This window comes from Corynebacterium sp. KPL1814 (assembly GCF_000478175.1).
Lineage (GTDB): Bacteria > Actinomycetota > Actinomycetes > Mycobacteriales > Mycobacteriaceae > Corynebacterium.
In genome coordinates this window covers 239,375-252,441 of sequence record NZ_KI515777.1, presented here as the reverse complement: position 1 = coordinate 252,441, position 13,067 = coordinate 239,375, and the positions used below count along the sequence as shown (strand labels likewise).

Here is a 13,067-nt window from a genome sequence, read left to right as displayed (position 1 = left end):
TGCAGTACTATATCCAATCAGTTTCAGGTTTCCGGGGTAAAGGAGCAAGCGTGCGCACGCAGGCATCTGTGAAAAGACTACCCCAGCACCTGCCGGAGCTAGACGGCCTACGCGCGGTTGCAGCACTAGGGATCATTGTCACCCACGTATCCTTCCAAACCGGCACCGGGTGGGGATTTGCCGGGCGTTTCGATTTCTTCGTCGCCGTCTTTTTCGCCCTCAGCGCCTTTTTATTGTGGCGCCGGCGGGGGCTGCACACGGCGCGCGGCTATGCCCACTCCCGCATCGCGCGCTTGGCACCGGCCTATTACGCCTGCGTGGTATCGGTTTTGCTGCTGCTTCCCGATGCCCACTCCATCACCCCCACCCAGATCCTCGCCAACCTGACCTCCACGCAGATCTATGTGGTCGATGGCCTTGCCCCGGGCCTTACCCACCTCTGGTCCCTCTGCGTGGAGTTTTTCTTTTACCTGGTACTACCGCTTCTGGTGTGGGCCCTTGGCAGCCTGCCGCAGCGCTGGCGCATGGCCGTTATCGCCGGCGGCGCCGTGCTGAGCTGGGGGTGGGGATTTATCCCCTTTGTCGCGGACTACGGCGAGGACCAGGTCAACTCGCAAATCTGGCCGCCGGCTTATGCCTCGTGGTTCGCGGTGGGCATGCTGGCGGCGGAGGTGGAAGAAAGGGGCATCGGCAAGCGCACGGCGCGGATTCTGCGGGTGCGCTGGGCCTGGGTTGTGCTGGCGGGGCTCGTGCTGTGGGTGGCGAGCCGGGATTGGTTTGGGCCGGCCGGGCTGGTGCATCCGGAGCCGGCGGAATTTGCCCGCCGCATCATCGCTGGGGCGGTATTCGCGGCGTGCGTGGTGGTGCCGGTGGCCTTGGTTCCACGTGGAACCTCGTGGCTTACCTCGCCGCTCATGCAGGCGCTGGGCGCGTGGTCCTATTCCATTTTCTTGTGGCACGTGGCGGTGCTCGCCGTGGCCTTCCCGTTAACCGGGGTGGCGCTGTTTAGCGGGAAACCGCTGGATTTTTGGGTGATCCTTGCCGTCACGGTGGTGGGGACCGTTGTGGTTTCTGCGGCGAGCTATACGCTTATCGAGCGCCCGGGCCGCGACCTTCTGATGGGCCGTGGCCGGGTCCGGGGCCGGGGCCGTCGACGGCGAAAAGGCAGGCCAGCCCCGCGGCACATAAGCACATAAGCAGCACGGAATCGCCGGCATAGGCCCCTGAGGTCCATGGAGCTCGGGCAAGGATGGTCCCGGCCGCCGCTACCACGCCGCTGGCAAAATAAGCCCGCGGAATGGTGGTCCAGCGCACGATGAGCCAGGCGGCCATGCCCGCAAGCGCCGCCGGCCATCCCACCAGTGCCAGGCAGGCCAGCGAATACACCGCAGAGGCCATGCCGCCAGGATGCGGGTGCCAGGTGGGCTGCGGGCTACGGCGCGCGGCGAAAAGCAGGCAGAACCCCAGCGTGGCCAGGCCGAGTGCGCCGCCAAAGAGCAGGGCGGCGCGGTAGGCAGGCTGCGCCTTAAAGGTCATGCGGAATTCCCCATGCGTGCCCGCCGGGACGATAAACGCCTGGGTGGCGGCATCGATCTCGTACGGGGTGAGCTCGGTATCGCCTATAAATCCGCGCAGGCCCTTATTAAAGGCGCGGCCGGTAATGAGCAGGCGCTCATCTCCTGCAGCAGCGATGGAAAAATCGGTGAGGCGATAATCGCTCGGCGGGGACCAGCCCTTCTCCGTCATTGACACCCACGCGCCGGTGGTGCGCACGCGGTGGACGCCGGGCTCAAGGGTCAGGGTGCTGCCGGGGGAGTACCGGTGGGAATCGATAAGCACCGGCTTGGTGGAATCCACCGTGACCTCCATGCGGCGCGGCACGGTGACATCGCGAATGAGCACGCCGGTATCGTGCACCAGCTGCTGGAAGAAGAATTGGTGCACATTCGGCGAGGTATCCGGCACGGTGACTACGCGCTCGATGGGATGGCCTTCCACCTCCAGTTCCGCGATGCCGGTGCGGTGGGATAATTCCACGCGGATGGCCCGCGAATCCCCGCCGGGCACGCGCACCGTCTTGGAGCGGAAGGGCTGCAGGTTTACCTCTACTGCAGCGCCACCCGAGCGCACCGTCACCGTGGTGGAGCTGGTGGCCATGAGCTTCAGGCTCGGTTGGCTAAAGTCACCGCGCAGCTCGATCCAGCTCTCATCATCGCCGGGTGCGGGCCACCAGGCGGTGGAATTTTCCCCATCGACGGCGGCGGTGGCGGACTTTTCCGGCTGGGCGCCGCCAAAGGCGGTGGCATCGGCGGCAGAAGAAGAGACCTCGACATCGCCGCCGTGGGTCTCCACCGTGGTCAGCGGGCCGGCGGAGGGATAATCGCGCAGGCGGTTATAAACGTGGCTGGGATCGTCTGTGGATAGCGGCGCCGAGGCGGCTCCATGGAGCGTGCCGTAATTGCGATCCACCAGCGTGGGGGTATCGGTGACGATATCGGCATCCTTGTCCACCAGTTCGCGGGCGGCCGGGCCATCGTGGGCATCGAGGAAGGCCAGCGCCTCGCCGCCACCGGCCACGCGGACGGGATCGTCTGAGGTCAAAGCCGTGGAATGCTGCTCGAGCATAATCACATCGACCTCGCCAAAAGTGTGCACTTCACCGCCAAATTTGCTGCTCAAGGTGTCATTATCTGCGGCAAAGAGATCGTGGCGCACCATCACCGCGCCAATGCCCAAGCGCTGCAAGGCGCGCACGCCGCTGGCCGGGTCCTCGTCTAGTCCTGCCATCACTCCGTCGAGGCCGCGGATGGCCTCCGGCGGCACGAGGGGGATGGCATCGCGGACGGCCCACGGGACATCAAGAAGCGGCTGCGCCGGCTCATCGCGAGTCCAGCCCCACTCCTGGCGGGCGAAGGAGGCCTCGGGATAGATCAAAGTGCGGGTATTTTCAGCGTGCTCATTGATGTAATCCGTGGCCTGATGCCAATAGTCCGGAACCTCGTCGTAGGCGCCTAGGGGCAGCAGCCGCTGCGACCATGCCGGGGAGAGCGCGCTGATGCATACGAGCAGCACCAGCGCGCCCACCGTCTGCTTCTTGGTGGGCCGCAGGCCGGTGGGCAGCGGCAGGAGCTGGCAGGCGCGGGCAAAACCCAAAAGCAGCGGGATGCGCACCAACGGATCGAATTTGTGCACGTTGCGCAGGGGCGCCAGCACCCCATCGAGCGCGTCGAGGTACCACGCCGCCTGGCAGCCTAAAATCGCTACGCCGGTAATCAGCATGATGGACCACACGCGGGGCAGCCGGCACAGGCCATATATGCCAATCGCGGCCACGGCCATGGTGATAAGGACAAAGAAAGCAGAGGTCGCGAGCTCGTTGCCGGCGATGCGCTCGGCATCCGCAAAGGGCGACCAGCTCGTCGTCCCGCGCAGGATCTCCGGCAGGTTCAGCCACCGAGTGGTCACGCGGGAAGATTCGATAAATTCCGTAAACGGCGGGGCGTAGCGGCCCAAGATAATAAGGGGGCCAATCCACCACGCCGATACGCACAGGCAGCCAAGCAGCCAGGCCGCGCCGGGCTTGAAGGCACGGCGGTAGACCACGATGACAAGCGCCGGGGTACACGCCGCGAGCGTGGCGGTGGCATTGACCGCGCCCATCAGCGCCACGGGAATCGTGGCGGCGGCAGCATCACGCCAGGTGAGTTTTCCCCGCAGGAAGGGCAGGATGACCCACGGCGCTAACATGACCGGCCAGGTTTCAGAAGAAATGGCCGTCAGAGTGGATAGCGAGCGCGGGGACAGGGCATAGAGCATTGCTGCCACCCAGACCCAGCGGCCGCGCAGGCCTATCCGGGTGGCCAGCTTGTAAAAGCCGATAAAGCCCACGCTTAAGACCAACAGCCACCACAGGCGTTGGGCTATCCAATCCGGCAGTGGCTCGGTTAAAACAAAAAAGGGACCCTGTGGGAAGAGGTAACCGTAGGCCTGGTTCTGCAGCTGGCCCAGGGTAAATATATCGGTATAGGCATCAAGCGCACCGCGCAGGAAATGCCGCGGGTTGGCGGCCAGATCGTGTTTGGTATCGGCGGCGGTCAGCCCCCACGGCTGTACAGCGAGGATGAGCGCCAAGGCAATAATGCCGAGCGGGTAGGGCCGAGCAAGGCGCGCGCAGCGGTGGCGCAGGGCGCGGGCTAATGCGCGGAAGCGGTATAAGTAGGAACCGCGAAGTGGGCCACGGGGGAGCTGATCGGTCCGGTCATGCACGCCGGTGCGCCCACCTAATTGCGGGAACCGTATTCAGGCCCGCCTAGCACCGCATCATCGGCGGAGACCGCATTGCCTTCCGGCACGGTATCGCTGCCGGAGAACTGGGCGATGCCAATGATGGTGATAATGCCCAAGGCGATGCCCACAACAGCGCTACCCACGGCGGGGCCGAGGGTGCGCTTGTTTAAAGAATCGGATTCCAGAGCCATGGCTAAAGATATTAGCAGCTACTTAGAAGTATTCCGGATCGTCGTCATCCGCGTCTTCGTCGTTTTCTTGCGGGACGATAAAGACGGGCAGGCCCGCGTTGCGCACGATCTGGTCCGCCGTGGAGTTGGTCCACCAGGCGCGAAAGCCGGTGAGCGCGCGGGTGCCGGTCACGATGACATCCACGTCGAGCTCGTGCGCGGCATCCACGATGGCCGAAGAGATGGTGGTGGCGGATTCCACGAGGTGGGCGCGGCCGGCTAGGCCTAGGTTCTCGGCCAACTGGGTGCCCTGGCGGCAGATCTTCAGCGCCTCTTCGTAGGCGGGATCGTCTTCCACGCTATCGGGGGACACGGTGGACTGGTGCATGCCCGTGCGGCTGACGGCGCGCGCGGTTTGGCGGGCCACCGGCTCCCACGCGGTGAGGATTTCCACCGTGGAGGGGCGCAAAAGCTGGGCGGCGTACTCCAAGGCGCGGTCGGCGCGTTCGGTGCCATCATAGGCAATTAACATTGTTTTGCCGTTACTCATGTCACTAGTCTACCCACCGCTTGGGATAGTTCGCGAGGAATGCTGCACACTGGAAGACATGACATATTCCCGCATCATTGCCAGTTTGGGCCTCGTGGCGGTGCTGAGCGCCTGCTCTAATTCCGCCACGGAGGAGGACAAGGCGCGCGAATCTGCGGCTCCTGCGTCCTCGTCACCCGATACCTCCGCGCCCGCCACCGAGGCGGCACCAGCACCGGCGCCCGAGGATATTCGCGCCACCGCCGCCTCGGTGCTCATGCCACCGGCAACCAGCTATGAGGACGCCAAGGCCAAGCTGGAGGCCGACGTGGGAGGCATCTTCATCCCCAGCTGGGCGGATCCTGGGTTGCTAGAAGAAGAGGGCCGCAATATTAACGCCCTGCGCGCGGAGCTAGGCCGCGATTTTGAGGTCGCCATTGACTTTGAGGGCGGGCGTGTGCAGCGCTTTTCTGAAATTTTGGGTGAATATCCCTCCGCGCAGCAGATGGCGGCGGAAAACTCCCCGGAGCAGGTGGAACAGCTGGCGGGGGACATCGGCAAGCGGCTCATGGACTACGGCATCAACGTGGACTTCGCGCCGGTGCTCGATGTTGATGGCGATGGCCTCGAGGTCGTGGGTGACCGCGCCTTTTCCACCGACCCCGCCCAGGCCGGCGACTACGGCGCCGCCTTCGCCCGCGGGCTGGATGCCGCCGGGGTTAAGGCCGTATTCAAGCACTTCCCGGGCCACGGCCGCGCCTCGGGCGATACCCACCTGGCGGAGGCCATTACCCCGCCGCTAGAAGAGCTTGAGAACCACGAGTTTATTCCCTTCCGGAATGCCATTCCCGCAGCACCGAATGCGGCGCTGATGATGGGCCACCTCGCGGTGCCGGGCCTAGGCGATGGCCAGACCCCTGCCTCCATCCTGCCGGAGGCCTACGGCCTTGCCCGCGAGGCCTTACAGTATGACGGCACCATCTATACCGATGACATTGGCGGCATGGCGGCCATTTCGGATTCGCTGCCGCTTGCCGATGCCGTCATTACCTCCCTCGCCGCCGGTGCCGACATGCCCCTGTGGTCCACCGAGGCCGATATCAATGCGGTGATCGATGCCGTCGTGGGCGCCGTGGATGAGGGCAGGTTGGCCCCGGAGCGCCTCGGCGATGCCGCCCGCCATGTACGCGATGGGGACAGCGACTAGGAAAAACGCCCCTTTACCCGTTAACCTTTAAGGCGTGAAGAAGGCAGAAGGAAAAAACGGTGCAAAGGGCTGGCTCATCACGCTTGGCGTGATCGTTGGCTTTGTCCTCATTGCGGGCATCGCTTATGCCTGGGATGTCATAGCAAACCAGGACAAGATCCCGCGCAGCGTCTCCGTGGGCGGCGTGGATATCTCCGCCATGGAGCGCACCGCCGCCGTGGCCAAGCTTGAGGACGAGCTCACTGGTGTCGAAACCCAGCCCGTGACCGTGACCGCCGGCGAACTGCAGTCTGATTTTATCCCTGCCGAATCCGGCCTGGCCCTGGATAACCAGGCCGCCGTCGATGGCATTGAGGAGCCTTCGCTCAACCCGATTACCCGCCTGGCCAGCTTCTTTCGCTCTACCGAAGATATCCCGGTAGAAACCGAGGTAGACGATAATAAGCTGCAGCCCACCCTTGACCGCGTAAAAGACGAGCTTTCTACAGAGCCGGTCGACGGCATGCTGGAGCTTAATGATGGTCAGCTCAAGGTCACCGATCCCACGTTGGGGCAGACCGTAGAAGGCACCGAATTGCACGATGCGGTGGCAGCGAATTGGCTCGATAAGGCTGGCGTGCAGGTGGAGCCGGAAGAAATTGAGCCGGCCATTAATGACGCAGCCATTGAAAAGATGCGTACCGGTGACGCCGCCAAGGCCCTGGATAATCCGTTGACCTTGAAGGCCCAAAATAACGTAACCGCCACGCTAAATAAGCCGGAGATTTCCCAGTTCACCAGCATTGAGAAAAAGGATGGTCGGCTGCACCTAGTGGTTGATAGCAACCGCGCGCAGCAATTGCTGCAAGAGCGCACCGATGGCGCCGATGTGCCTGGCGTGAACGCCAAAGTGAAATTCGCTGGTGGTTCCAAGCAGGTCACGCCCTCCCAGGACGGCGAGATTATTGACTGGAAGCCAACCATGGAAGGCTTTGATAAGCGCGTGACTGGCGATGACCGCGAGTGGGACGCAACCTACAAGCCTGACCCGGCCGATTTCACCACCGAGGACGCCGAAAACGCGACGTTTAACGATACCGTGGGCGAGTTCTCCACCGGTGGCTTCTCTTCTGCCTCCGGCCGCAATATTCAGCTGGTGGCCCAAGAGGTCAACGGTGCCGTGGTGAACCCAGGTGAGACCTTCTCCCTCAATGGCTATACCGGCCCCCGCGGCACCGCGCAGGGCTATGTGGAATCCGGCATCATCATCGACGGCCATTCCGGTACCGCCGTGGGCGGTGGCATCTCCCAGTTCGCCACTACGCTATATAACGCCGCGTACTTCGCGGGCATGCAGGATACCGCGCACACCCCGCACTCGTACTACATTTCCCGTTACCCGGCCGGCCGCGAGGCTACCGTGTATGAGGGCGCCATTGACCTGCAATTTACCAATACTTTCAATACCCCAGTGCAGATCGAGACTAATTTTGGCGGCGGTGAGATCACCGTCCGCTTGAAAGGCACCAAGACGGTAGAGGTGGAATCCATTAATAACGGCCGTTGGGCCAAGACCGAGCCACAACCGAGGTCCGTGCCGGGCAGCGACTGTTCGCCATCATCCGGTGCACCGGGCTTTACGACGTCCGATACCCGTATCATCAAGGATCTCAGCGGCAAGGAGCTTTCCCGCGAGACTAAAACCACGGTCTACGATCCACAACCCATCGTGCGGTGTGGTTAGCCAGTAAGCAAAGTGCGTTGCCGCTGGCCCAATCTCGGCGGCCATGCAGCGCGCACAACCCAGCGTGAGTACGACAAAGGCTCCCGCAGCGGGTGTAGTGCCATGCTGCGGGAGCCAGACTCGTTAGTCATCCGTCTTGCCTCGCAGGGGGTTGAAGGTCATGTTTTTCGTGGGGGACAACCACATCATGCTCATCTTTCACCGGTGCCACCGTGGGCACTGCGTTAATATGGACGGTCAAGTCCCGTGTAGTGGTGTAGACGTTTATGCCTCCGGCTCGGTATGAAGTTCGGGGTTTGATTAGGATGTTAGCCGGCGCCAAAGAGGCCGTCGTTATCACGGTGAAGAGTACTCCTGTGTTCAACTAGCACGCAGTCGCGACGGTAAGGATCGCTAAAGTCCTCGGGTTGTGGCCTGTGGATTGGCGATAATCATGCGAGACAATAAAAACGATTGACCAGCCCGGTTATTTTATAACGCCGGTGCACATGCATTCGACTAGGAAAAGATCTCGATAGTTATCGATGAATCGGATCATTTCCCACATTTTGGGTCGAGTTATGACGCGAAAAACTCGGGCAGCCTTCAGAAGTTCATTAGTTTCGTGTAGCTGGTGATTTACACGGTCTAGCATTGCGTTTTCGGCAGCCAAATCTTCAGGTTTGGACTCTGGTATGCCCCCGGCACTGCGGGCAGGGTTAAGTCCAAAGACGGGCCGTATGCCATGAAACCCCAACTTTGGGGCTGCTGCCTGGCACGCGGGGTGCATCGACGTATTTTCCGCCGAGATGCGATCTTCCACGAGACGGACCGGACGTTCCTTGGCATCCTGATCAAATTTCCTTGGCATGTTCCAGATTTCCCCATCTACTGAAACGGAACGATACCTGAGAAACTTTACGCTGAGGCGGTCCGTTTACGCTTCAGCAACCTGGTCTTATGCAGAATGGCAGCAACGACTCAACCTCAGTAATGCATCAGCACTCTTGGAATGCGCACGCCCCTAATAATGGTTGGCTAAGATTTAAATCTGAACAACCTCTTGACGGCTCTCAGGCGATCGGATAAGTTTCTGGAAAAGTAAGCTATCAGGGTTGGAGAATAATGTCTTTATTTCTTAGGAAAGTAGCGATAATCACCGGGGCTTCATTGCTACTTCTACAGCTACCACTGCGACTGCAACTGCTACCGAAACGCCCACTTTCAATCTATCAACCAACCAATTAAAAGTTGCCGAACTAGAACCGGGTCAAAGCGCAAGATTTGCCAAAGGTGAAGTTGCCGAAGTTCTCTTCGCAGGGTCCGAAGTTCGCAGTACCGAAGCTACCCTAACAACTATGGCTGCTGTTCCAGCACCAAATTGCATTGTAGCGCGAGCAGAAAAGGGATTCGTCCAAGTTTATAACAATTGTGGAGGAAGCGACCCACAACGAGTAAAAGTGGTGCTAGCCTTCGGGCTCGACACTCAATGCAAATCAATTCAACCAGGGACACGTACTAATATTGGCGTTGCCACAGGCCGAATCGATGGCGTTTTCCTTTGCTAACTGAGGGCTGCTGAACTATGAAAAGAGTTGTAAAAAATCACGCTGGAATCTTATCCATTCTAGTCGCACTGAGTTGTTTAGCTCCCCTAGCATATGGGCTGGGTCCAGACGACCCACGGACTAAGAATAATAGAGGGATGTATACGGTGAAGTGCCAAGTCCATCAGAATACAACAGGTAACCCAGTTGTTGGTTTCGTCATCGGAAACCATAAAAATGATCCAGAAAAGGCTGAAAAAGAAGCAAATAACTTCGTTTCCAGATTCGGTGACAATCATGCTAAGAGACACTGTAAGACAATTGGCCAATACAGGCAAAACGGTGCTTATAGCACTAACTGGACTCCAAGATAATATAGAAATATATGCTAAATAAAAGTTTAAATCCAAGCGTCCACATTTGGTGCTATATAACGAAATTCGTCTGTCCATTCGAATCTCTGCCCAAAGCGAAAGAGAAATATCAGGAAGCAGTAGAACGTGTAAGACAGTCTCATAAGGTTCTTTTAGCATCCGAACAAGCTTACCTCTTAGGCCAGACCGAGCCGATATTTAGTCTCCTTATTGATGAAATTGTCGGATTTGGAGAAGAGTTGTCGGACTCAGAGAAAGAAAATTACTCCGTTTTCATTTTCACGACCATCGTTGAGGTACCAGAAAAAGAGGAAGATGATAAAAAAGACCCAGTAATGCAAATTGCTGCAAAGCTAGAGCTAGATGCCGAAGATGATTTTCCCTCAACTTTTCCTAGTCGTACTCGATTAATCTGGATGAGCGAAAGCGGAAAAGAATCGTCAAACTGCATTATTCAATAGAACCTGTCACCGGGTGGAGAAGTATCATTATAACTCTCTATCGTGCTTGACCCCTGTTTGGTGGGCACTTGGATGCGATCTACGAAGCTAAAGGACTGCTCGACACTGTGTGGGCAGCGGTTGGTGGCCGGAGGGGGCTAAAATCGCACCAGAGAGCTAGTAAATTGGGCGAAAGACAACGAAGCGTGAAGCGCCACACCGTCTGGAGTCAGCACATCGGAGACTCCTGCCTTTAATCGTCGGCTGATTCCCGGTATGCATGAGGGCAGGAGAAAAGGTGACGCGAGCACTAGCACGCAGACAGTAAAGTTCAACACCTAAAACTCCGACTCAACAGTGGTGCAGGTCTTGAACGTTCACCACTAGGAGCGGTAACTATATTACCTGTGAAATACAGTTATCACTCAATATCTAAATCCTGGAATTTATTGGAAGAATTCCCCTTGCCAGTAACTTCTCCTTTTATGTCTTTTATGTCTTGCCGTACCTCTTTTATAAAGGACACCGCTTTTATCAGGAATAGTGTCAAGGCCACTAGTAATGCTACGGCAAATATAGAAAATATAATATCATATACCATCATAGTTGCATCAAGATAACGCTTGAGCGCGGCCTCCGGAAACCTCAAGGGTTAGAGATAGCGTCGTTGTCCATAAAACCTTCACTGCAGTTGCCTGGAAAGACATTCTAGCTGAGGCTGGAGATATATTTCGGTTCTGCCATTGTTGGGTTATTTCAAGGGAGGGCGAACTTGTAGTGTGGCCAATGGCTCTATGAATTATCGGGCTATGCATATTCCTAATCGTAGCGTTTACTTTCCCACTCTTTGCCGTTGAATAATCTGCATAGAATGAGTACGAGAAAGCGATGCCGTTGTACACAACTCGGCAGTTATCGTGTCGAACCCAGTTCAAATGATCGTAGCTTCGGCAATTGGAAATCCCGGTTCCTCTAGTAGCGTACCTACTAGGTCCCATTTCTACCGTACTAACGGAACCATCCTGGTATATATTCTTCTTCGTTACTCGACCGTACTCCTCAGTTTCTTCACTGCGTATAGGTTCCGATTCTGGATTATCTGCGTCAATTAATTCACCATTCTCAATTTTCCCAATTAGGCGATCTTGAATTGACTTGTCGGTGATTCCATTCTGAAGAAACACGTTCCTATACTCCCGCTCGATAGACCCATCGATAGGGTTATCCAAGCTTTCCACCTCTTGCTCTTCTGTAATTGCAGGGGGAGAGATAATTGAGGAAATTGCAAGCATGCTAGAGAGAATTAATGAACAACTTTTTTCATGAAATTTTCTTCGTATATTTAGAAAGTAAAATGTCTTTACATTTTACATTAAGTTCAATAGTTTTCATAGGATTGTTTCTAATTTGTTACATTTCTGCGGGCGTGACATGCGCGGAGGGTGTCTCTACTGAAAACCTAGGTGCTTAGGTAGTGAGTCATGCTTGCTTAGCAAGGTGAGCTGCACGTGCCTATTGCATAGACGGAGGCCAGGATGTGGATCATGCACGCGCCTGGTCTTTCATGTGCACATAACGATGCACGGTCCCGACAGAGCAGCCGACTCCTTTAGCGATCGCACGCATAGATAGCCCTTGGTTGTGGAGCACCCGGATTTTATCGCGTTTTTCGTGCGCACGTCCGATAAACGCCTTACGAAGTTCCGATGTCTAGCGGCGAATGGTGTGGGGAGGACGACCGATTTTTAGGGCAGCTTCACGTGCGGTGAGCCTTGGAGATCGTACGCCTAGCCTTCGGGGTGCATCTGGCTTGACCATTCGGTACCTCACTTGCTGTTTCGTTGCGTTGTTGGGACCGTTTTTCGCCTGATTTTCCGCGTGCTGCTCGGATGGCGGACAATTGTTCGGGATTGAATCGTGTCCATACCCAGTGGGCGATGCTGGGGGCGAGGCGGTGGATTTCTTTTTCGGGGAGGGGGTCGCGGTGTTCTTTTTCTAGGTTGAGGTTGGCGGCGATGGCGTGTGCGTGGACAACTTCAACCCAGACGTTGATGCCGTCTGTCCAATTGCGTTTGTTCGCCCTAAAGGCCCAGCGGCGAGTACGGTCGAAGATATCCACATTGCGTCCAAAACCGGAGCTTTCCCGTGGTCGAGGGTCGTTCTAGAGGGGGCAGTGCTCCCAGGCTATCAAGGGCTTGCGCTAGTTAATGGAGGCTGTAGGTGAGGTCGTGTTCTCCCCATAAGGTGCCGTGGTCGTTCTGAGCGGCCTGAAGTGCCCCGGGTTTTGTTCCTAGGCATTTGCCTTGATTTCTATTATTGCCCGTGGCGGGTTCTGCTTCCAAAATTCGGTTTCGACCTCGACCGGGGTTCGGTATCCCAAGCTTTGGTGGAGCCTTGTCTCGTTCCACCAGAGAGTGTCTAATGGTTTGTGTGTGGGAACCTAACCCGCATAAGGAGATGAACCAGAATGACTACTATGGCGAGACGAGATCCGGCTGATAAGGCCAAGATTGATGCGATTGAAAAGAAGCTGCTTGCTAACCCAGAAATCGCGAAACTGATTGATGAGCTAGGCACGTCCACCACGGATGCCAACGACCTAGTTCGGGGCATGTTGCAAGCCTCAATTACCCGGGGTTTGAATGCTGAAATGGATGCCCACCTAGGCTATGAGCCCGGCGATAGAGCAGCTAAAGCTACTGCTGAAACAGACAATCACCGCAACGGCACCTACCCGAAAACCGTGGATTCTAACTACGGGCCAGTAAACATTGATGTTCCACGAGACAGAAACGGCACGTTTGTTCCTAC

Annotated in this window: 10 protein-coding genes; 5 read left to right on the top strand and 5 right to left on the bottom strand. The window is 57.5% G+C overall.

Features of this window, described 5'->3' with window-relative positions:
- Nucleotides 1-50 precede the first annotated feature (50 nt).
- Nucleotides 51-1,196 (top strand): acyltransferase, encoded by a 1,146-nt coding sequence (locus HMPREF1257_RS09175; protein ID WP_023024225.1) that lies wholly within the window; start codon nt 51-53, stop codon nt 1,194-1,196.
- Here the strand turns inward: HMPREF1257_RS09175 and HMPREF1257_RS09170 are convergent.
- Genes HMPREF1257_RS09170 through HMPREF1257_RS09160 form a run of 3 tightly spaced genes read right to left on the bottom strand, consistent with a single transcriptional unit; the run spans nt 1,090 to nt 5,007 of the window.
- A complete protein-coding gene (locus tag HMPREF1257_RS09170) occupies nt 1,090-4,266 on the bottom strand; it encodes an alpha-(1->3)-arabinofuranosyltransferase family protein (protein WP_023024223.1) in 3,177 nt (1,058 codons plus the stop codon). The genes HMPREF1257_RS09175 and HMPREF1257_RS09170 overlap by 107 nt on opposite strands.
- 14 nt (nt 4,267-4,280) lie before the next feature.
- Entirely contained in the window at nt 4,281-4,478 is a 198-nt protein-coding gene (locus HMPREF1257_RS09165; protein ID WP_023024221.1) for a DUF2613 domain-containing protein, read from the bottom strand.
- A 22-nt stretch (nt 4,479-4,500) separates the two neighbouring features.
- Nucleotides 4,501-5,007: a universal stress protein gene (locus HMPREF1257_RS09160; RefSeq protein WP_034659544.1), complete on the bottom strand. Its 507-nt coding sequence runs from the start codon at nt 5,005-5,007 to the stop codon at nt 4,501-4,503.
- A gap of 58 nt (nt 5,008-5,065) precedes the next feature.
- Here HMPREF1257_RS09160 and HMPREF1257_RS09155 point away from each other — a divergent pair, with 58 nt between their 5' ends.
- From HMPREF1257_RS09155 to HMPREF1257_RS09140, 3 genes are all read left to right on the top strand, one after another.
- Nucleotides 5,066-6,193: a glycoside hydrolase family 3 N-terminal domain-containing protein gene (locus tag HMPREF1257_RS09155; protein ID WP_034659545.1), complete on the top strand. Its 1,128-nt coding sequence runs from the start codon at nt 5,066-5,068 to the stop codon at nt 6,191-6,193.
- A gap of 34 nt (nt 6,194-6,227) precedes the next feature.
- A complete protein-coding gene (locus HMPREF1257_RS09150; protein WP_023024216.1) occupies nt 6,228-7,916 on the top strand; it encodes a VanW family protein in 1,689 nt (562 codons plus the stop codon).
- A 1,911-nt stretch (nt 7,917-9,827) separates the two neighbouring features.
- The gene (locus HMPREF1257_RS09140) at nt 9,828-10,277 is read left to right on the top strand and encodes a hypothetical protein (RefSeq protein WP_023024210.1); all 450 of its coding nucleotides are present in this window, start codon (nt 9,828-9,830) and stop codon (nt 10,275-10,277) included.
- Nucleotides 10,278-11,798: 1,521 nt separating this feature from the next.
- Here HMPREF1257_RS09140 and HMPREF1257_RS12680 read toward each other — a convergent pair.
- Nucleotides 11,799-11,912: a helix-turn-helix domain-containing protein gene (locus HMPREF1257_RS12680; protein WP_349819740.1), complete on the bottom strand. Its 114-nt coding sequence runs from the start codon at nt 11,910-11,912 to the stop codon at nt 11,799-11,801.
- A 100-nt stretch (nt 11,913-12,012) separates the two neighbouring features.
- The gene (locus HMPREF1257_RS11970) at nt 12,013-12,375 is read right to left on the bottom strand and encodes a primase C-terminal domain-containing protein (protein ID WP_023024206.1); all 363 of its coding nucleotides are present in this window, start codon (nt 12,373-12,375) and stop codon (nt 12,013-12,015) included.
- Between the two features lie 357 nt (nt 12,376-12,732).
- On the opposite strand from HMPREF1257_RS11970, the gene HMPREF1257_RS09130 reads away from it, so the two are divergent.
- Nucleotides 12,733-13,067: transposase (locus tag HMPREF1257_RS09130; protein ID WP_232211485.1), on the top strand; the 335-nt coding region annotated here is incomplete at its 3' end.

Bases quoted from the DNA above. Each gene is read 5' to 3' on its own strand.
- HMPREF1257_RS09140 (WP_023024210.1), top strand. From the start codon at position 9,828: ATGCTAAATAAAAGTTTAAATCCAAGCGTCCACATTTGGTGCTATATA.
- HMPREF1257_RS09160 (WP_034659544.1), bottom strand. From the start codon at position 5,007: ATGAGTAACGGCAAAACAATGTTAATTGCCTATGATGGCACCGAACGC.
- HMPREF1257_RS09155 (WP_034659545.1), top strand. From the start codon at position 5,066: ATGACATATTCCCGCATCATTGCCAGTTTGGGCCTCGTGGCGGTGCTG.
- HMPREF1257_RS09165 (WP_023024221.1), bottom strand. From the start codon at position 4,478: ATGGCTCTGGAATCCGATTCTTTAAACAAGCGCACCCTCGGCCCCGCC.